Here is a 19,628-nt window from a genome sequence, read left to right on the forward strand (position 1 = left end):
GCGATGGGCGAGTTCGAGCTGATCCGGCGCTTCTTCCTGCCGCTCGGCGAGCGGCAGGAAGCCGGTTCTCTGATACTGGGGCCCGGAGATGATTGCGCGATTCAGCGGATTCCCGCTGGCCGGGATCTTGTCTTTTCCGTGGATGCTCTCGTGGAGGGTGTCCATTTTCCCCGAAATTATCGCCCGGATTACCTGGGTTGGCGTGCTCTCGCTGTCGCAGCCAGTGATCTTGCTGCCATGGGCGCCGACCCGGAGTGCTTCACGCTTGCGCTGACGCTGCCAGCCGTGGATGAGCAGTGGCTTGAAGATTTCTCGGCCGGGTTGAGACGAGCCAGCGAGGCGTTCGGTCTCCAATTGGCTGGCGGGGATACAACCTCCGGGCCACTCACTCTGAGCCTGCAGGTGCATGGCACTGTAGAGCAGGGGGGCGGGGTCCGACGCTCAGGCGCCCGTGCGGGGGATCTGATTGCCGTGTCGGGCACCCTGGGTAACGCGGGGGCTGCCCTCGATTATCTCTCTGAACCTGCCCCTTCTGCTGACATCCTCGCAGTGCTTGAGCATTACCATCGGCCCTGGCCAAGGCTAGATCTGGCAGGGGAGGTGCGCCGGTATGCCAGCGCCGCGATTGATATCTCCGACGGTTTGTTGGCTGATCTCGGCCATATTCTTGCCGCATCGAGGGTCGGTGCCAGGATCGCGAGTGATCGAGTACCTCTTTCGGCCGCGCTCTCGCGGCTCAAAGGTAGCAAGGCCCTAAACTACGCGTTGCGTTCGGGGGACGATTACGAACTCTGCGTCTGTTTTGCCCCGGAAAGCTGGGAGTCTGCACCGGAATCACTGAAGAGCCAGCTTACCGTGATTGGGGCTGTTACCGCCGAGTCGGGCCTGTATCTCGATGGCGTTGATTGCGGTCTGGAAGCGGTGCCAGCGGGGTATGACCATTTCAGGAGTCAATCATGAGTCAGGAAGGTCAAACTCCGGAGCCCGACGCGCCGGCAGTGATACTGCCACCCGGTTTTTTGCGAAACCCCGTGCACCTTTTGGCCTTTGGGTTTGGCAGCGGCGCAACCGCGAGGGCACCCGGTACATGGGGGAGTCTGGCAGCCATACCACTCTGGTACGGTTTTGCCTGGTTACCGCCGGTGGGTTATTGGCTGGTGATCCTGGTTGCGTTTATCGTAGGTATCTGGCTTTGCGGAAAGACGGCCCAAGACCTGAAGGTCCATGACCATGGCGGTATTGTCTGGGATGAATTCGTCGGGATGTGGATTGCCCTGGGACTGTTTCCCGACAATATTTACGGGGTTCTGGGCGCCTTCGCTCTGTTCCGGCTCTTCGACATCGCCAAACCCTGGCCCATAAACTGGCTGGACCAGCACCTGCCGGGCGGGCTGGGAATTATGGTCGACGACGTGATCGCCGGTTTAATGGCCCTGGCCTGCCTGTGGGCAGTGGACGTGTGGCTCGTTCCCGTAATGGTCTAGCGAGCCAGCACTGACCCCGTCAGTGAAGCTGCTGCTCTTCCGGCAACAGCCGGACAACGTGCAGAAACCGCTTCAGGCCTGTCTCCGCTCGCTCCCGGGAAGCAAACGGGCCACTATCAAACCCCTCCCGGGTAGTGAAGTACCATTTGCTCCCTACGCAGAAGAATCGACTGCTGCGAAAGGGAACCGGCCCTTCTTCTCCGGTCCTGCGTTGGGTGTCCATGGCATCTCCTGTACTGCCCGCTTTTCGCTCTTGCTTTTCGGGCGCCGCGTTAATATCTGCCGATCTGTTTAAAATTAACCCAATCCAGGGCGAATTCAACATTTTTTTACAATTTTACGGGTTGCGTCTCACTCGGGATCATCAGTGAAAAATACAGAATGCGGTGGTAAAGCCCGCCGTTGTCTTGCCCTTGTCAGATGCACTCGTCAGAATGCTAAAAAACTGGCGCCAGCCTGATGTTATATCCATCCTCATGCCAAGGAGACTTAATGAACATTTCTTATCTGATCCGTGTTTTCCAATCCACAGGACAGCGCTGTCGTCGAGGCGTAACTTGTTTGCGTGCCGGGCTGGCTGCCGTGCTCGTAGTGTCTCTGGTGGGATGTGCTTCCAGTGTCAGCGTCGTTGAAACCTGGGAAGGCAATCCTGCGGCCGCGTCTAACGCCGCTACTTTGCAAACACCCGGTGAAATCCGCGTGACCCGGGTGAACGGCCGCGTCATGACCAACTTCCTGATGGATGACCTGGCCCTAGACTATGCCTTGCTTCCAGGCGAAAACGAGGTTGTGTTTGTCTACAAGACCATCTGGGCGAAAAGCACTGTGGTCAGAAACGGGGAATCGAAAGTTCACGTGATTGAGAGCGAGCCCCAGGTTGCTCGCTTCGAGGCCGCAGCCGGTGAGACTTATCGGTTCAAGTTCGATCAGCCGGAGTCACGCCAGGAAGCTGAAGAAGAAATGCCGGAATTTTCCGCCCAGATTGTCTCTTCGGCGGGAGCAGCCGTGGCGACTTCCACCGTTTGGGATCCGAAAGAGCAGATGACAACCTCCCGTACGCCGATCCCGGCGTCTACTTCCGAGATCGCTCCGGCAACCGGCGAAAATGCACTTGAACAGCTCAAATCCATTTGGGAAACAGCGAGTGACGAGGAAAAGAAGGCGTTTCTTCGTTGGGCCTTCGAATAATCGAATCCTTGCCTGAACGTTTCCGGGCCTGCCTGTTCAGGCCCGGAAGCGTTTAAAGGCCTTCTTCAGAAGTCCCTCCATCGCGTTCATCGCATCATCCGCCAAAGTCTGTGTTGGCGAGGCGGCAATGGGCTCTTTGGCATCCTCGGCCCCGAGCTGTTGCATGGCCGATTCGATGGCGCTGAGGCTTTCAGTCACGTGAGCTTGCAGGGACTCCCCATGTGCCACCACGTCTGGACAACTGGTGAAATTGAGGGTCAGTCTCCCTTCATAGCTTACCGCAACAATAACCAGCCCCATGCTGTCGAACAGCGGCGCCGTGTTGTACTGCTGAACCAGCCTTGCGCCCTGCAGGTAAAGTGGCACCTGCGGCCCCGGAACGTTGGTGATGGGGAGGTTGAATACTGGCTGGTAACGCTGGGCAATCTGCAATTCCGAGTAAAGTCTCGCTGATAGTGCCAGCATGGTGGATGGCAGGAGCTCCGTCAGCCGATCGGCGGCAATGGCCTCCCGGTAAGGTTCGGAGGCAACCGCATTCCAGTGTATCCGTCGAATCCGGCGAGCAGGATTGGTTTCATTGGTTGCCAGATCCAGCAGCATCGCGGACATCTGGTTTCCGGTTGCCCGACGCAAACTGTTGGAACGCACCGAAATCGGTGTCATCGCCACCAGCGACTTTTCGGCGTTGGCGCCTTCGCTGATCAGATAGCGTTTCAGGGCTTCGGCACACAAACCCAGAACAACATCGTTCAGGGTTACATCACCGAGGAATGCTTTGATCGCTTTCAGCCTGGAAAGCTCCACGCTGGCCGCAACGATCTGTCGGTTTGCTGTAATCTGGCGGTTGAAAGGGCTGTGTGGGGCCGAGAACAGCGGCAAAGGGAGCGGTAGTTTGCGCAGTTGTTTCTGGACCAGACCGCGGGCTGTGGCCTCGGCGGCGTTGAAGGCCAGAGAGGTGAATTGCAGAGGTGTTCGTATGATGTTCGCGCCGGCCTGCAGTACCACCCGCTCTTCGGACGGTTCAGGTCTCGGCTGCCAGGGCCGCGGCGGAGCGATCGGGCTGGGCTGGGGGGTGTACTCAAGAAGCTTGCCGATTATTTCTTCGCCGCTGAAGGCGTCAATGGCGGCGTGATGCAGTTTGACGATCAGTGCAAAGCCTTCGCTGCCGGTGTTTTCATCGTCCAGTTTGAAGCCGTCTACGAAGGTGATGTGCCAGAGGGGGCGGTCCCTCTTTAAGGGCTCTTCCAGAATCCGGGAGGCCAGGGTCATCAGGCTTGCCTTACGGCCATGTTCGCCCAGATTGACGTAGGCAAGGTGGCGTTCAATGCTGAAATCCGGGTCGTCAATCCAGTAAGGCCGGCCCAGGCGAAAGGGAATCTCTTTCAGGCGCTGACGAAATACCGGCACGACATGCAGGCGGCTTCGAAGGTAAGCGACAAAGGTACTGAAGGCCAGTGGCTTTTCCCGCTCGCTGGCATCGAAGAGATAGATGCCGCCGATGTGCATCGGTGTTGTTTCAGATTCCAGGTACAGGAAAGAGGCATCCAGTTCCGACAGTTGCCGCATCAGAGAGCTCCCTTCGGCGTTGGTTTCAGCTGCAGTATAAACGAAGTGTGCTGGCAAGCGGTTGACTCATTTGCCTGACTTTATTCCAAGTTTAAGTCATATCATTTTCTTTATTTTCAGCCTGTTAGCCAGTTTACGATGGCGTCATTCGCGCTGAGCCGCTCCCAGAACCACATCAAAGCCTTGCCCTGATCCTCGGCATGCCTGGCTATGTGGAGCGTTATCGGCTGGCGTGATTCCTGGACCTCTTTAATGATCAGTTTCCCTTCTTCCAGCTCTTTACTGATTCTTGCCCTCGGTAACCATCCCACGCCAAGACCGGCCACCTGAATGGCGATCTTCTGATCAATGTTGGCGACGGTCAGGGTCCGTTGCCTGTGAAATATGCCGGCATGTCCCGGTGGTAATGAGCGTGAAGTGTCTGCCGCCACGGCTGCGGGAAAACGTGAGATGTCTTCCTCGGAAAGCGGTGTGTCGGCATCAGCCAGGGGATGATCCGTGGCAACCGCAAAGACAAAGGGCATGTCTCCCAGCGGCTTTGTAGTGTAGTTTCCGGCAGGCTTGCTGAAATTATCGGCACCAATGATCAGGTCCACTCTTCGGCTCTGTAGCGCATCCCAGGTGCCGGCGAAAACCTCCTCCACGATTTGAACATCCACCGGCACGCCCAGCTCATAGAATTCCTGGATTGTCGGAAACAGGCATTCTGCTGGCAGCAGCGAGTTGAACCCGATTCGTAGACGCGTTTCCCAGCCCTGGGCGACCTGGCGCGTGGTGTGAGCCAGGTTTTCTGCCGCTTCCAGCAGGGTGCGGCCCTCCTCCAGAAGGTACCGGCCGGCCGGCGTCAGTCGGGCGCGATGTCCGGTGCGGTCGTAGATGGCCACGTTCAGGTCTTCTTCCAGTTTCTGCACGGTGTAGCTGATGGCGGAGGGAACCCGGAACAGTTCGTTAGCGGCCCCGGCGAAACTGCCTTTGCGGTCAATGGCGTCAAGGACTTTGAGGGCGTCTATGGTGATGGCTGTATGCATGTTCGAATTATCTGAGGTTGTTGGCCAGAAATGCTTGTTTGAGAGCGTAGCAGGGTCCCCGGTATTCTGCCCGTATTGATTTCATCATGTTCAGGAATTTTAACGGGAGGGCTATATGGGCCTGCTGATTGATGGCAAATGGCACGACAAGTGGTATGACACCGACAAGACCGGTGGCAAATTTGAACGGGAGGCGGCCCGCTTCCGTAACTGGGTGACCGCCGACGGCTCGCCGGGGCCGGAAGGCGAGGGTGGCTTCAAGGCCGAGTCCGGTCGTTATCACCTGTACGTATCCATGGCCTGTCCCTGGGCGCATCGCACATTGATCTTCCGAAAGCTCAAGGGGCTGGAAAAGCACATTTCAGTTTCCGTGGTGCACCCGGACATGGTGGAAAACGGCTGGGAGTTTCGGCCGGACAGCGAGCAGCATCGGGATCATCTGCATGACTTCCGCTTCATGCACCAGGTTTATACCAAGGCGGCCCCAGAGTATACCGGGCGGGTGACGGTGCCAACGCTGTGGGACAAAAAGAAGCAGACAATTGCGAGCAATGAATCCGCCGAGATTATCCGCATGTTTAATTCGGCGTTTGATGGTCTCGAAGATGTTCGCGCTGACTTGGATTTCTACCCCAGGGAGTTACAAGGGGAGATTGATGAGGTAAATACCCGGGTGTATGACTCGGTTAACAATGGCGTTTACAAGGCGGGCTTTGCTACAGCGCAGGATAAATACGAGGAAGCCTACAACGCGTTGTTCGATTCCCTCGACTGGCTTGAAGAGCGATTGTCTGGAAAGCGGTATCTCGTGGGTGGCCGTTTAACGGAGGCAGACTGGCGTCTGTTCACTACGTTGATCCGGTTCGATGCGGTGTATTACAGCCACTTCAAGTGTAACCGACAGCGTATCAGTGATTTCCCGGCGCTTTCTGCCTACGTTCGGGATCTCTACCAGGTGCCGGGTGTGGCGGAGACTGTCGATATCGATCAGATCAAACGCCATTACTATGTGAGCCAGAGAACCATCAACCCGACTCAGATCGTGCCGGTCGGGCCGAAACTGGACTTCGATTCACCTCACGGTCGTGAGTCGCTCAGCTAACCCTGGCAACGGCGACTTCGGTCAGCAGTTCCATGGCCATTTTATGGCCGGAGTCGGGTAGGGATTGAAGGCAGGCCTTCGCCAGGTCTGCCTGCTCCCGGGCCTTGCTCATGGTGTATTCGATGGCGCCTGAGCGCTCAACGATCTCGAGGATGCGTGGCAGATTGTCCAGGCCGCCCTTGCGAATCGCCTGGCGGATCAACTGCCGCTCATCCTCTGTTCCATGGGCCATGGCGTGGATCAGCGGCAAGGTCGTTTTGCCTTCCGCCAGATCGTCGCCAACGTTTTTGCCCATGGCTTCGGCGTCGCCCCGGTAATCCAGGACATCGTCTACTAGCTGGAACGCCAGGCCCAGGTACTTGCCGTAGTTTTTCAGGCTTAGTTCCTGCTCGTCACTGGCCTCGGCAAGCAACGCGCCGGTGTGAGAGGCGGCTTCGAACAGCATGGCGGTCTTGTTGTGGATGACCTTCATGTACTGCTCTTCGGTCAGATCCGGGTTTTTCACGTTCATTAGCTGCATGACCTCGCCTTCGGCGATTACCGCCGTGGCGTGGGACAATACGTCCATAATTCGCAGGCTTTTTAGCTCCACCATCATCTCGAACGCCCGGGCATAGAGGAAATCACCTACCAGTACACTTGGCGCGTTGCCCCAGCGGGCGTTGGCGGTGCTCCGGCCCCGGCGCATGTCCGAGGTGTCCACCACATCGTCGTGCAGCAGGGTGGCGGTGTGCAGGAATTCAATCACGGCGGCAAGTTTCAGATGATCGTCTTTATTGTAGCCGGCGGCCTGGCTGGAAAGCAGAACCAGTAATGGTCTCAGGCGCTTACCGCCGCTTTCGATGATGTACTGGGCTATTTTCTCTACCAGAGGAACATCGGAGGAAAGCCGCTGGATGATCAGGTCATTAACGCGGCTGAAGTCGTCGGCCACGGTGTCGTAAATGCGCTGGGCTGTCATGCGGCTTTTGGATCCCTTGCTGGTGTTGTCGCCGTTGCGATCATTGATATTAAAGGCAGGTCGCGGCAATGCTAGGTATTGCCGAAGGTAGTGTCAACTTGGCTTGTGTTGCGGTGCGTCTTTTCGTACAATCACGCGCCCAACTCATCCCAACCTGCGCTCCCTGCTATAGGGTCGCCAGAGCGCCTCCCTTAGAACCAGGTGGATAAGAGCAGGGATGGGTCAATCGTGGAGAGCGAGTGAATGTACGCAGTTATTGTTAGCGGTGGTAAGCAGCACCGTGTAAAAGAAGGCGAAACCCTGAAGCTGGAAAAGCTGGAAGTTGAAACCGGTGGCAACGTTGAGTTTGATCGCGTTCTGCTGATCGCCGATGGCGACAAGGTTCAGGTAGGCGCGCCGGTAGTTGATGGTGCCAAAGTGACTGCAGAAGTGGTTAGCCACGGCCGTCACGACAAGGTCCAGATCATCAAGTTCCGTCGTCGTAAGCATCACATGAAGCGTCAGGGCCACCGTCAGTGGTTTACTGAAGTCAAGATCACGGGTATCAAGGGCTGAGGCTCTCGAATTACCCCTTAAATAAGGAGGCTGGTAATGGCTCATAAAAAGGCAGCAGGTAGTACCCGTAACGGTCGCGATTCCGAGTCGAAACGACTTGGTGTGAAGCGCTTTGGCGGCGAGACTGTATCTGCAGGCAGCATCATCATCCGTCAGCGTGGCACCCGTTTCCACGCTGGTAGCAATGTTGGCATTGGTAAGGACCACACCCTGTTTGCGAAAGCAGACGGCCAGGTGAAGTTCGAAACCAAAGGCCCGCAGAGCCGCAAGTTCGTGAGCATCGTTCCGGCTGCGTAAGCAGCGGCGATCCGGTTCTGTCGAACCTTGGGTGGCGCTGATATCCTGATATCATCAGGGAGTCATAGCCGTCCGGAGCCCCGCAAAGCTTCCTAGAGGCTGCGGGGCTTTTTAGTTTATGCGCATGGCGCAAAGGGTTGATTCATGAAATTCGTAGACGAAGCCACCATCATTGTGGAAGCCGGCAAGGGCGGTCACGGCTGTCTGAGCTTTCGACGTGAAAAATACGTTCCCAAGGGTGGCCCCGACGGCGGCGACGGGGGCGATGGTGGTTCCGTATATCTGGAAGCCGAGGAGTCGCTGAACACGCTGATCGACTATCGGTTCCAGCGCAAGCACAAGGCCCAGAATGGTGAGCCGGGCGCCGGTCGTAACTGCACTGGCAACAAGGGGCAGGATCTGGTTTTGCCGGTTCCCGTTGGTACCACGGTTGTTGATATGGATACCCATGAGGTCCTGGGAGATCTGACTCACGCCGGCCAGCGCCTTAAGGTGGCCCAGGGCGGGTTTCATGGTCTTGGCAACACCCGCTTCAAATCCTCAGTGAATCGCGCCCCCCGCCAGACTACCAAAGGCTCTGAGGGCGAGCTGCGCAACCTGAGGCTGGAGCTGAAGGTGCTGGCAGACGTGGGTTTGCTGGGCATGCCCAATGCCGGCAAGTCTACGTTTATCCGCTCGGTGTCGGCGGCCCGCCCGAAAGTGGCAGATTACCCGTTCACTACGCTGGTGCCCAATCTTGGTGTCGTCAGCGTGCAGGCGCACCAGAGTTTCGTGATTGCCGATATTCCGGGTCTGATTGAAGGTGCCGCCGAAGGTGCCGGCCTGGGTATCCGCTTCCTGAAGCATCTCGTGCGCACCCGGCTACTGCTGCACCTTGTGGATGTGGCGCCGTACGATGGCTCGTCGCCCGCCGATGCGGTTAGAGCAATCGAGCATGAGCTTGAGAAGTTCAGCGAAACCCTGGCCAACCGTCCGAGATGGCTTGTGCTGAACAAAGTCGACATGGTGGCCGAAGAAGATCGCGATGCTCATTGTCAGGCCATTGTCGATGAGCTCGGATGGGAAGGGCCGGTTTTCTGGATCTCTGCGCTCAGTGGCGAGGGCACCAAGTCCCTGGCTCAGGCCGTTATGCGCTGGATCGAAGAGCAGGCTGAGGAAGAGGCCCAGAATCCGGAATTTGCCGAGCGGGAAGCTGAGCGGCGCAGGCAGATGGACGACGAAGCTCGCGCCCGCATTGAAGCTGAGCGCAAGGCACGCCGCGCGGCCCGCGAAGAGGACGATGACGACGACTTTGACGATGATGATTACGATGTCGAAGTGGTCTACGCCCCGGAGTAAACGAAGGACTGATACCAGAGAGATCACTCAAGCACCATGACTGAACGCCTACAGCTGCGCCAGGCCCGTCGCCTGGTTATCAAGATCGGAAGCGCTTTGCTGACCAACGATGGCCGTGGCCTGGATGTGGCGGCCCTGGGTTTGTGGGTGGATCAAATTGCAGAGCTGATTGAAGACGGCGTGGAGGTGGTGATTGTTTCCTCTGGTTCCGTGGCGGAAGGGATGAGTCGTCTGGGCTGGACGGTTCGGCCTGAGCAGCTTCATGAGCTTCAAGCCGCTGCAGCTGTTGGTCAGATGGGGCTGGTGCAGACGTGGGAAGCCCAGTTCAAGCGGCACGACATCCATACTGCGCAGATTCTGCTGACCCATGATGATTTGTCCGACCGAAAGCGATATCTGAACGGCCGAGGCACACTGCGGGCCTTGCTGAACTTTGGTGTGGTACCAATCGTTAATGAAAACGATACCGTTGTTACAGATGAGATTCGGTTTGGCGACAACGACACCCTTGGGGCATTGGTTGCCAATCTGATTGAGGCGGACGGCCTGATTATCCTGACCGACCAGCTGGGCCTGTTTGACAAGGATCCCAGGAAGCATTCGGACGCCCGCCTGGTGACGGAGCGGCGGGCCGAAGACCGCGAACTGGACGCCATGGCCGGTGGTGGCGCTGGAGTTCTTGGTCGTGGTGGCATGCAGACCAAGTTGCGGGCGGCACGGCTTGCGGCAAGGTCCGGGGCTTTTACTGTGATCGTCGGTGGCCGAATCGAGGGTGTGATTGGCCGGTTGAGGCAAGGCGATGTAATCGGCACCTTGTTGTTGCCGGAGCAGGGCCGGATTGCTGCCCGAAAGCAATGGCTCGCCAGTCATTTGCAGACCCGTGGCAGGCTGACCCTGGATGATGGTGCTGTGAAAGTGCTCTGTCTGGGAGGCCGCAGTCTTCTGCCGGTTGGGGTCAAGGGCGTGGCAGGGCAGTTCCGGCGTGGGGAGATGGTGTCTTGCTTCGATCAGAGTGGCCGTGAAGTTGCCCGGGGTCTGGTGAATTACGATGCCGATGAGGCCAGGGCCATTGCCGGCCGGTCCAGTGATCGGATTACCGAAATCCTTGGCTATATGTCAGGCGAGGAGATGATCCACCGGGACAATCTGGTGATTGTTTGAGCGTAATTATCGCTTGCCCATAAAAAAACCGGCCGTCTGGCCGGTTTTTTGTACCTGCATCGAGCGAATCAGGCGCTCTTCAGGGCCTTGATCTTGGCGCTCAGGCGGCTCTTGCTACGAGCGACCTTGTTCTTCGCGAAGATGCCTTTGTTGACCATGCTGTCCAGAATCGGCTGAGCCTGCTGGAAAGCGGCCTGGGCTTCTTCGTAGTTGCCGGCTTCGATCTTGGATTGGATCTTTTTCACATAAGTACGAGCCATGGAGCGCAGGCTTGCATTGTGCTTGCGGTTCTTCTCGTTCTGACGTGCGCGCTTCTTGGCTTGCGGGGAATTTGCCACCGTAAAACTCCTGAAAATCTCAAATTCGTTGCTGAATGATTCGTTACATCGCGGGCGCGCCAAAACCAGCGCGTCGAAATAAATGACGCGGAACTATGCCGCTCAAACCTTCAAATGTCAAGGCTAAAACCCATTTCATGCCCCGACACAGAAGGCCTGTGGTAAACTCGCGGCTCACTGAACGCGGGCTTGACCGGGAAGCAGGTAATTCCCGAAATACGAGCGCCAAAAGGATATTCAGAATGCCAAGCAAGGGCCTGCATGTCGTCGGAACCTGAATCAACGCCTGAACAGAAGCAATTACCCAAGCCGCCAGGACTGCTCAGATCGTCGGGGCTCGTCGGTATTATGACCATGCTGTCCCGGGTGCTGGGTCTGGTTCGGGATATGGTCATCGCTCGCTATTTCGGTGCCGGTGCCGGTGCCGATGCTTTTTTTGTGGCTTTCAAGATTCCGAATTTCCTGCGTCGGCTATTTGCAGAAGGCGCCTTCTCCCAGGCGTTCGTGCCGGTATTGTCCTCCTACCGGGAGAATCAGTCACTATCGGACGTTCAGCGGCTGGTCAATGCGGTGGCTGGCTCCCTCGGCTTGGTGCTGTTGGGCGTCACGCTGGTGGCCATTCTCGGGGCGCCGGTGCTGACGGCGGTCTTTGCCCCTGGTTTCCTGGATGATGAGGTGAAATTTGCGCTGACCAGCGATATGTTGCGCATCACCTTTCCGTACCTGTTGCTGATATCCCTGACAGCCTTCGCCGGCGGCATCCTCAACAGTTACGATCGCTTTGCGGTACCCGCGTTTACCCCGGTTCTTCTCAATCTGGCGATGATTGCGGCAGCCATCTGGTTGACGCCGTTGATGGATGAGCCCGTGATGGCCCTGGCCTGGGGCGTTTTCATTGCCGGGGCTCTGCAGCTCTTTTTCCAGTTGCCATTTCTGATGCGTCTGGGCCTGTTGCCAAGGCCTCGAGTGGACTATCGCCATGAAGGCGTCAGCCGGATTCTTAAGCTGATGGCGCCGGCGCTGTTTGGGGTGTCAGTCAGCCAGATCAACCTGCTGCTCGACACGGTTCTGGCGTCCTTTCTCCAGACCGGCAGCGTTTCCTGGTTGTACTACTCCGATCGGCTCTCGGAATTGCCCCTCGGCGTGTTCGGTATAGCCATTGCCACGGTGATCCTGCCGAGCCTCTCACGTAAACATGCTGCAGCATCAGCGGACCAGTTTGCGGCCACTCTGGACTGGGCAGTCAGGGCGGTTCTGCTGATTGGTTTGCCAGCGGCGCTGGCGCTGGCGCTGCTGGCCGAGCCGCTGATTGCGACCCTGTTTCACTATGGGGCGGTAACGGACCGGGATGTTGCCATGTCGGCCCAGAGCTTGCGGGCCTATTCCGCCGGGTTGCTGGCGTTCATGCTCATCAAGGTTCTGGCGCCGGGGTTTTTCGCAAGAGAAGACACCAAAACCCCGGTCAAGATCGGCATCATTGCCATGGTGGCAAACATGGTGTTCAACCTGATTCTCATTTTCCCGCTGGCCCACGCCGGTCTCGCGCTGGCTACCTCAATATCGGCCTGGTTGAATGGCTACCTTCTTTGGCGCGGACTGCGTAAGGAAGGGGCCTGGCAGAGCCAGCCCGGCTGGCCCCGGTTTCTGCTACAGCTGCTATTTGCCAACGGTGCCCTGGCGGCCGTCATTGTCTGGCTCAACGCCCCGGTGTCGGTGTGGCTGGCAAACGAAGGCTATCAGCGTGCAGCGGACATGGCGATGCTGGTAGGGGCGGGTGTCGCCGTGTACTTCGTTGCACTGGCGCTGGCCGGGGTTCGGGTAAGACATTTCCGCCACAGGTAAGGTATAATCGCGCGTTTTCTCACCAGCGTTGCGGTAAAAGTGAGCGCTGAAAGCTAGCTGGCAATTGAAGGTTCGCATTGCATGCGTCTGATCCGGGGCCTGACCAACCTGAAAATGCTTTCCCGTCGGGAGGATTCACCGCTCGCCAACGGGTGTGTCGCCACCATCGGTAACTTCGACGGTGTGCACCTTGGGCACAAGACCATTATTGATCAGGTCAAAAGTAAGGCCAAGGCCCTGGGCGTGCCCTCGGTGGTGATGATTTTCGAGCCCCAACCCCGGGAGTTTTTTCAGGGCAGGGAAGCGCCGCCGAGGCTGATGGGATTTCGTCAGAAGTTCGAGGCCCTGCTGGCGGAAGGCATTGATATTGTGCTGTGCCTGCGCTTCAACCAGGCGTTCCGTAGTTATTCGGCCATGGGCTTTATAGACGATGTTCTGATCCATGGATTGGCGGTTCGTCACCTTGTGGTCGGCGATGATTTCCGTTTTGGCTGTGATCGGGCGGGCGATTTCGCGCTTCTCGAGAAAGTTGGATACGACGCCGGATTTTCCGTCGAGAATACCCTGACAGTAACCGTCGACGGCGAGCGAGTAAGCAGTACACGTGTCAGGGATTTACTCACGGTGAATGGGCTCGAGAAAGCCGAATCGCTGCTGGGCCACCCCTATCGAATCCGGGGGAGGGTCGTGTATGGCCGCCAACTGGGGCGCCAGATTGGTGCGCCAACCGCGAATATTTTGTTACATCGGACACCCGCCCTGCGCGGTGTCTATGTGGTTGCCGCCACCCTTGACGATGGCGCCCGATTCGATGGCGTTGCCAATATTGGTGTGCGTCCGACCGTTGACGGCAAGCGGCCCTCACTGGAAGTGCACCTGTTTGACTTTGCTGGCACACTTTATGGTCAGCACCTGGAGGTTGTGTTCCGGCATGGCCTGCGGGACGAGGAAAAATTCGGTTCTGTGGATGAGCTGAAAGATCAGATTGCCCGGGATTTTGACCAGGCTCGAGCGTGGATTGCCGAAAACGGCTCTGTGAAAAGCGCGGATTGAAACGCCCGGCTGCGCCCCAACGAATAAATGACCGACCCAAACTGACCAAGACCAAAAGAGTACGCACACAAACCATGAGCGACTACAAGCACACCCTGAATCTGCCGGAAACCGCCTTCCCCATGCGCGGCAACCTGGCCAAGCGCGAGCCGGAAATGCTCAAGCGCTGGCAGGATCTCGACGTCTACGGCAACCTGCGCAAGCAGCGTGAAGGGCGGGAAAAGTTCATCCTTCATGATGGCCCTCCTTACGCCAACGGCAGCATTCACATTGGTCACGCGGTCAACAAGATTCTCAAGGACATGATCGTCAAGTCCCGCAGCTTCATGGGCTATGACGCGCCTTACGTGCCGGGCTGGGACTGTCATGGTCTGCCGATCGAGCACAAGGTGGAGCAGGAGATTGGCAAGGCCGGTGTGAAGGTGGATTACAAGACCTTCCGCCAGGCCTGTCGCGACTACGCCACCAAGCAGATTGCCGGTCAGAAAACCGATTTCATTCGCCTGGGCGTGATGGGGGAGTGGGACAAACCCTACCTGACCATGGATCCCAAAGTTGAGGCGGGTATTGTTCGTGCCCTGGGCAAGATTGTCGCCAAGGGCCACCTCGTGCGTGGTTACAAGCCGGTTTACTGGAGTGTGGTGGGTCAGTCCGCACTGGCAGAGGCCGAGGTTGAATACCAGGACAAGACCTCGACCCAGATCGATGTGCGCTTTACCGCGGTTGACCAGGCAAAAGCCCTGTCACTGTTCGGCACCGATAATGGCAATGGCGATGTGTCCGTGGTTATCTGGACCACCACGCCCTGGACCATTCCGGCTAACCAGGCCGTTTCCCTTAATGCCGATCTGGACTATGCATTGGTACAGACCGATGTCGGGCACGGCCCGGAGCGGATGATCCTGGCTGCCGACATGGTCGATGGCATCATGGCCCGCTGGCAGGTTGAGAGCTACGAAGTGCTGGCAACCTGTGCTGGCGCGGCTCTTGAGAATCTGATTCTCCAGCACCCGATCTACGACAAGCAGGTGCCGGTGATCCTGGGTGATCACGTGTCCACCGATGCCGGTACCGGCGCGGTTCATACCGCGCCTGACCACGGTATGGAAGACTTTGAGGTGGGCAAGGCCTACAACATCGGCACTATCAACCTGGTTCAGGCGGATGGCACCTACACTTCGGCCGCCGGTGAGCTGGCCGGTGTACACGTTTACAAGGCCGATGAGCCGGTTTGCAGCGCCCTCGAGCGCGAGGGCAAGCTGGTCCGCTCCGAGAAGTTCCGTCACAGCTATCCCCACTGCTGGCGTACCAAGACCCCGCTGATCTACCGGGCCACACCCCAGTGGTTTATCAGCATGGATAAGGAAAACCTGCGCGCTGATGCCCTTGAAGCGATCCAGGGTGTACGTTGGGTGCCGTCCTGGGGTAAGAACCGTATCGAAGCCATGTTCAACCAGTCGCCGGACTGGTGCATCTCCCGTCAGCGGACCTGGGGCGTGCCCATCACCCTGTTTATCCACAAGGAAACCCAGGAGCTGCACCCGGACACCCAGAACCTGATTGAGCAGGTGGCCCAGCAGATCGAAGAGGGCGGTATCGATGCCTGGTACGAGCTGGATGCGTCGTCCCTGCTGGGTAGTGATGCCGAGCAATACGAGAAGGTAACGGATACCCTGGATGTCTGGTTCGATTCCGGTGTCACCCACGAGTCTGTCCTGCGGGTTCGCGAGGAGCTGGGCCAGTTCCCGGCGGATATGTACCTCGAAGGCTCAGACCAGCACCGTGGCTGGTTCCAGTCGTCCTTGAAAACCTCCATCGCCATGAATGGCGTGGCGCCTTACAGGCAGGTTCTGACCCACGGCTTTACCGTCGATGGCAAGGGCCACAAGATGTCCAAATCCCTGGGCAACGTGATCGCGCCCCAGGAAGTCATGAACGAGCTGGGCGCCGACATCCTGCGCCTGTGGGTGGCCGCAACCGACTACAGCGGCGAAATGACCGTGTCCAAGGACATCCTGCGCCAGACCGCCGATGGTTACCGCCGGATCCGGAACACCTCCCGCTTCCTGCTGAGCAACCTGACCGGATTCGATCCGGAGCAGCATATGGTCGCGCCGGAAGACATGATCGCGCTGGATCGCTGGATGGTGGACCGTGCCCTGCAATTGCAGGAAGAGCTGCATGAGGACTATGGCAACTACGCCTTCCTTCGGATTTACCAGAAGGTGTACAACTTCTGTGAAGCCACCCTGGGCGGCTTCTATCTGGATATCATCAAGGATCGCCAGTACACCACCCAGGCTGACAGTCTGGCTCGTCGTTCCTGCCAGACAGCCCTGTACCATGTGGCCGAAGCGCTCGTTCGCTGGATTGCCCCGATTCTCAGTTTCACCGCTGATGAAATCTGGCAGCACCTGCCTGGCAAGCGCAGCGATACCGTGTTCTATGAAACCTGGTATGAAGGCCTTACTGCGTTGCCGGATAACGCCGAGCTTGGCCGCGACTACTGGCGCGAGATGTACAGTGTGAAAGAGGCCGTCAACAAGTGCCTGGAGGAAGCCAGGGCACGGGGTGAAATCAAAGGCTCTTTGAGTGCCGAAGTCACCCTGTTCTGTGAAGGCGATCTGGCAGCTGATCTGAAGCACCTCGGTGAAGAGCTGCGCTTTGTTCTGATCACTTCAGAGGCCAGCGTTAAGCCAGTTTCAGAAGCCGGCGATGCGGAAATGACTTCCCACGAGGGTCTTCGAGTCAACGTAGCACCGGCTGCCCATACCAAGTGCGAGCGCTGCTGGCACCACCGGGAAGACGTCGGCCGCAATGCCAAGTACGACGACCTCTGTGGTCGCTGTGTGACCAACGTGGAAGGGCCCGGCGAAGCCCGCGCCTACGCCTGATGGAGGCGACCATGGCTGAGCAGGTCACCGGGAGCAAATTGAAGTGGCTTTGGCTGGCGGTACTGGTGATCGCTCTGGATCTCGGCACCAAGGCCATGGCCACCGCCATGCTGACTTACGGCAACCCGGTTCCGGTGATTCCGATGTTCAACCTGACGCTGCTGCATAACACTGGAGCAGCGTTCAGCTTCCTGGCCGGCGCTTCTGGTTGGCAGCGCTGGTTCTTCGTAACCCTGGCGCTGGTGGTCAGTGTGGTACTGATCTACTGGCTGAAAAATCTACAGCGCCATGAGACCTGGACCGCTGTTGCCATCGTACTGATACTCGGCGGCGCCTTGGGCAACGTCTACGATCGGGTGGTGCACGGCTACGTGGTCGACTTCCTGCACTTTTACTGGCAGGACTGGCACTTTCCCGCCTTTAACCTGGCCGACACCGCGATCACTATCGGTGCCGCCATGATGATACTTGATATGTTCCGCAAACCCGCCGATTCGGACGGGGATGCGTAAAGGAGTGAGTAACTCTTATGAATGAACTGCCTGTCGACAAGGGTACCCGGGTAAAACTGCACTTCGCCCTGAAGTTCCCGGATGGCGAAGTGATTGATTCGACCTTTGAGAAAGAGCCGGCGTCCCTGGAAATCGGCGATGACAACCTGCCGGAGAATTTCGAGGCCTACCTGATGGGTATGAAAGCTGGTGATAAAGGCAGCTTCCAGGTGCCGCCCGAGAAAGCCTTTGGCCAGCACAACCCGAATAACGTACAGACGTTCAAGCGCCATGAGTTCAGCCCCGATATGGTGCTGGAACCCGGCGTAATGATTTCCTTTGCCGACGCGCGCCAGAGCGAGTTGCCCGGTGTTGTCAGCCGTGTAGAAGGTGACGAAGTGGAGGTGGATTTCAATCACCCCCTGGCAGGGCGTACACTGACGTTTGAAGTAGAAATCATCGACGTGGAACCGGCAGGCCCGGCCCACTAACCAGAATAGCAGGTTGATATGCAGATCCGACTCGCCAATCCCCGAGGTTTTTGTGCCGGCGTGGACCGCGCCATCGAAATTGTAAACCGGGCGCTGGACGTGTTCGGGGCGCCTATCTACGTTAGGCACGAGGTGGTCCACAATAAATTCGTGGTGGATAACCTGCGCAACCGTGGCGCCATTTTCGTGGACGAGCTGGACGAAGTGCCGGACGACAAGCTTGTTATCTTCAGCGCCCACGGCGTCTCCCAGGCAGTGCAGAATGAAGCAGCGCGCCGTGGCCTGAAGGTCTTTGACGCGACTTGCCCGCTGGTCACCAAGGTTCACCTGGAAGTCATGCGCTACAGCCGCGACGGCCGGGAATGCGTACTGATCGGCCACCATGGCCACCCGGAAGTGGAAGGCACCATGGGGCAGTACGACCACAGCAATGGCGGTGAGATTTACCTCGTGGAAAACGAGGAGGATGTTGCCAACCTCGAAGTTAAAGACCCCGGCAAGCTCTCCTACGTTACCCAGACCACCCTGTCCATGGACGATACCGCCCGCGTCATTGACGCGCTCCGCGCAAAGTTCCCGGAGATCCAGGGCCCTCGCAAGGACGATATCTGCTACGCAACCCAGAACCGCCAGGATGCTGTGAAGCAGTTAGCGGGCGATTGTGATTTGATGCTGGTGGTAGGCTCGCCGAACAGCTCTAATTCAAATCGTCTGCGTGAGCTGGCGGAGCGGATGGGCACGCCGGCCTATCTGATTGATGAGGCCTCCCAGATCAATGCTGCCTGGCTGGAAGGTAAGACTTCGATTGGGGTTACTGCGGGAGCTTCTGCCCCCGAGGTTCTGGTGAACGAAGTTATTACCCGTCTGCGAGAGCTTGGCGGCAGCGTTCCGGAGGAAATTGCCGGGCGTGAGGAGAATATTGTGTTTTCTATGCCGCGGGAACTCAGAATCGATGCAGTCGATCTTAGCTGAACTCTCCAGCATCGATCCCGAGTTTGCACTGCTACCAGCAATTAGCTATCGCTGCCCCCCGATTGCCCTGCTCATCCAGTGTTAGTGTGCCACAGTCGTCATTGGCTTGCGCGGCAGTAGGTGCTGCTTGGAGTGTGTACGTATCCCTGGTTGCGTTCCCAACGAAACTTATGTCGTAGAAGGCCGTTCCCTCCTGGGGTGATTGGGTAAAGGGAAGCACAGGATTGGCGCCAGCGTCCCGGTAATCGAACCCGTTCGAGTAGCGTCGTTCCATCCACTGACTCAACTCCAGCAGGTCGGCTTGGGCCGTGGTTCGCCGGGTTTGCTCTACCTGATTTTGATACAGTGGAAACGCGACTACTGCGATAATGCCAATGATCGCGACCACGATCACTAACTCAATGAGGGTGAAGCCGCGATTTGCGCTGGGTGAAATTGTACTGACATCCTGTATACGTAGCATTAACAAGCCTCGTTCATTCGAAAAAAGTCGTCAATCTCGGGACCGAATTGAGATGATGCGTAGAGTTCTCCCTTTGGCCTCAGGATCCACCTCAAAATAGATCTTCAGCCCTTCATCCAGCTCCTTGACCAATCTCTCTCTGGACCAGGAGGCGCCGTTGAACCTTACTACAGCGGCGAGCTCAACAAGCTGGTCGTCGATAACTACAGCTCGCCCATCTTCTGAAACTCGGTTTACCACCCCGGCCAGTTCCCCAGAATTATCCTCGCCCGCCCCGACTACGAGAGGGGTTTGAATCGTCCTCTCAGCACTGGAAGAAGGTCCCGTGAAAAGCAGGGATGCCAGAGCCATGGACAGCACCAGCACAAATTTGTTGCGTTTGGATTCTGAATCACGCATAGCAA

21 protein-coding genes are annotated in these 19,628 nt (G+C 57.6%); 14 read left to right on the plus strand and 7 right to left on the minus strand.

The annotated features are described in order from the left end of the window. Nucleotides 1–3: 3 nt before the first annotated feature. Both thiL and SIC15_RS04190 read left to right on the plus strand, forming a co-directional pair. A complete protein-coding gene (gene thiL, locus SIC15_RS04185; protein ID WP_412537132.1) occupies nucleotides 4–960 on the plus strand; it encodes a thiamine-phosphate kinase in 957 nt (318 codons plus the stop codon). Next, complete coding sequence (locus tag SIC15_RS04190) at nucleotides 957–1,484, plus strand: phosphatidylglycerophosphatase A (protein ID WP_412537133.1); 528 nt, start codon at nucleotides 957–959, stop codon at nucleotides 1,482–1,484. Before thiL ends, SIC15_RS04190 begins: the two co-directional genes overlap by 4 nt. A 19-nt stretch (nucleotides 1,485–1,503) precedes the next feature. Here the strand turns inward: SIC15_RS04190 and SIC15_RS04195 are convergent, their stop codons facing one another. Beyond that, on the minus strand, nucleotides 1,504–1,707 hold the full coding sequence (locus SIC15_RS04195) for a DUF6316 family protein (RefSeq protein ID WP_069185170.1): 204 nt from the start codon (nucleotides 1,705–1,707) through the stop codon (nucleotides 1,504–1,506). Between the two features lie 269 nt (nucleotides 1,708–1,976). Here SIC15_RS04195 and SIC15_RS04200 point away from each other — a divergent pair, with 269 nt between their 5' ends. Next, on the plus strand, nucleotides 1,977–2,672 hold the full coding sequence (locus SIC15_RS04200; protein ID WP_412537134.1) for a DUF2057 family protein: 696 nt from the start codon (nucleotides 1,977–1,979) through the stop codon (nucleotides 2,670–2,672). Between the two features lie 36 nt (nucleotides 2,673–2,708). Here SIC15_RS04200 and SIC15_RS04205 read toward each other — a convergent pair whose 3' ends face one another. Then, nucleotides 2,709–4,238 (minus strand): WS/DGAT/MGAT family O-acyltransferase, encoded by a 1,530-nt coding sequence (locus SIC15_RS04205; protein ID WP_412537135.1) that lies wholly within the window; start codon nucleotides 4,236–4,238, stop codon nucleotides 2,709–2,711. Nucleotides 4,239–4,354: 116 nt separating this feature from the next. Then, entirely contained in the window at nucleotides 4,355–5,266 is a 912-nt protein-coding gene (locus tag SIC15_RS04210) for a LysR family transcriptional regulator (protein ID WP_412537136.1), read from the minus strand. A gap of 115 nt (nucleotides 5,267–5,381) precedes the next feature. On the opposite strand from SIC15_RS04210, the gene SIC15_RS04215 reads away from it, so the two are divergent. Further along, complete coding sequence (locus tag SIC15_RS04215) at nucleotides 5,382–6,368, plus strand: glutathione S-transferase family protein (protein ID WP_412537137.1); 987 nt, start codon at nucleotides 5,382–5,384, stop codon at nucleotides 6,366–6,368. Here the strand turns inward: SIC15_RS04215 and ispB are convergent. Beyond that, nucleotides 6,361–7,329 (minus strand): octaprenyl diphosphate synthase, encoded by a 969-nt coding sequence (gene ispB, locus SIC15_RS04220; RefSeq protein ID WP_412537138.1) that lies wholly within the window; start codon nucleotides 7,327–7,329, stop codon nucleotides 6,361–6,363. The genes SIC15_RS04215 and ispB overlap by 8 nt on opposite strands. 243 nt (nucleotides 7,330–7,572) lie before the next feature. Here ispB and rplU point away from each other — a divergent pair, with 243 nt between their 5' ends. The 4 genes from rplU to proB all read left to right on the plus strand — a co-directional run bounded on the left by rplU (nucleotide 7,573) and on the right by proB (nucleotide 10,680). Continuing rightward, nucleotides 7,573–7,884 (plus strand): 50S ribosomal protein L21, encoded by a 312-nt coding sequence (gene rplU / locus SIC15_RS04225; protein ID WP_008170744.1) that lies wholly within the window; start codon nucleotides 7,573–7,575, stop codon nucleotides 7,882–7,884. A 36-nt stretch (nucleotides 7,885–7,920) separates the two neighbouring features. Continuing rightward, complete coding sequence (gene rpmA / locus SIC15_RS04230; protein WP_008170742.1) at nucleotides 7,921–8,181, plus strand: 50S ribosomal protein L27; 261 nt, start codon at nucleotides 7,921–7,923, stop codon at nucleotides 8,179–8,181. Between the two features lie 144 nt (nucleotides 8,182–8,325). Then, nucleotides 8,326–9,519 carry an Obg family GTPase CgtA gene (cgtA, locus tag SIC15_RS04235; RefSeq protein WP_153634751.1) on the plus strand — a complete coding sequence of 398 codons (1,194 nt, stop codon included), beginning with the start codon at nucleotides 8,326–8,328 and terminating at the stop codon, nucleotides 9,517–9,519. A gap of 36 nt (nucleotides 9,520–9,555) precedes the next feature. Next, nucleotides 9,556–10,680: a glutamate 5-kinase gene (gene proB / locus SIC15_RS04240; protein ID WP_412537139.1), complete on the plus strand. Its 1,125-nt coding sequence runs from the start codon at nucleotides 9,556–9,558 to the stop codon at nucleotides 10,678–10,680. Nucleotides 10,681–10,748: 68 nt separating this feature from the next. On the opposite strand, the gene rpsT is transcribed toward proB, so the two are convergent. Then, complete coding sequence (gene rpsT / locus SIC15_RS04245; protein WP_008170735.1) at nucleotides 10,749–11,018, minus strand: 30S ribosomal protein S20; 270 nt, start codon at nucleotides 11,016–11,018, stop codon at nucleotides 10,749–10,751. A 261-nt stretch (nucleotides 11,019–11,279) separates the two neighbouring features. Between rpsT and murJ the strand changes: the two genes are divergently transcribed. From murJ to ispH, 6 genes are all read left to right on the plus strand, one after another. Then, nucleotides 11,280–12,860 (plus strand): murein biosynthesis integral membrane protein MurJ, encoded by a 1,581-nt coding sequence (gene murJ, locus SIC15_RS04250; RefSeq protein ID WP_081467504.1) that lies wholly within the window; start codon nucleotides 11,280–11,282, stop codon nucleotides 12,858–12,860. 81 nt (nucleotides 12,861–12,941) lie between these two features. Next, nucleotides 12,942–13,913, plus strand: coding sequence for a bifunctional riboflavin kinase/FAD synthetase (gene ribF / locus SIC15_RS04255; protein WP_008170730.1), 972 nt, complete (start codon nucleotides 12,942–12,944; stop codon nucleotides 13,911–13,913). Nucleotides 13,914–13,987: 74 nt separating this feature from the next. Beyond that, the gene (ileS, locus tag SIC15_RS04260; protein WP_092033001.1) at nucleotides 13,988–16,807 is read left to right on the plus strand and encodes an isoleucine--tRNA ligase; all 2,820 of its coding nucleotides are present in this window, start codon (nucleotides 13,988–13,990) and stop codon (nucleotides 16,805–16,807) included. Continuing rightward, complete coding sequence (gene lspA / locus SIC15_RS04265) at nucleotides 16,807–17,319, plus strand: signal peptidase II (protein ID WP_092033003.1); 513 nt, start codon at nucleotides 16,807–16,809, stop codon at nucleotides 17,317–17,319. The genes ileS and lspA overlap by 1 nt, the downstream gene beginning before the upstream one ends. A gap of 17 nt (nucleotides 17,320–17,336) precedes the next feature. After that, nucleotides 17,337–17,789 (plus strand): FKBP-type peptidyl-prolyl cis-trans isomerase, encoded by a 453-nt coding sequence (gene fkpB, locus SIC15_RS04270; RefSeq protein WP_008170725.1) that lies wholly within the window; start codon nucleotides 17,337–17,339, stop codon nucleotides 17,787–17,789. Between the two features lie 18 nt (nucleotides 17,790–17,807). Then, the gene (gene ispH, locus SIC15_RS04275) at nucleotides 17,808–18,761 is read left to right on the plus strand and encodes a 4-hydroxy-3-methylbut-2-enyl diphosphate reductase (protein WP_092033006.1); all 954 of its coding nucleotides are present in this window, start codon (nucleotides 17,808–17,810) and stop codon (nucleotides 18,759–18,761) included. Between the two features lie 31 nt (nucleotides 18,762–18,792). On the opposite strand, the gene SIC15_RS04280 is transcribed toward ispH, so the two are convergent. Further along, nucleotides 18,793–19,224 carry a type IV pilin protein gene (locus tag SIC15_RS04280; protein WP_169054489.1) on the minus strand — a complete coding sequence of 144 codons (432 nt, stop codon included), beginning with the start codon at nucleotides 19,222–19,224 and terminating at the stop codon, nucleotides 18,793–18,795. Nucleotides 19,225–19,254: 30 nt separating this feature from the next. Next, on the minus strand, nucleotides 19,255–19,623 hold the full coding sequence (locus SIC15_RS04285) for a hypothetical protein (protein WP_092033008.1): 369 nt from the start codon (nucleotides 19,621–19,623) through the stop codon (nucleotides 19,255–19,257). Between the last annotated feature and the right edge of the window lie 5 nt (nucleotides 19,624–19,628).

It is taken from the genome of Marinobacter sp. MIT932201, assembly GCF_047123295.1.
Lineage (GTDB): Bacteria > Pseudomonadota > Gammaproteobacteria > Pseudomonadales > Oleiphilaceae > Marinobacter > Marinobacter salsuginis.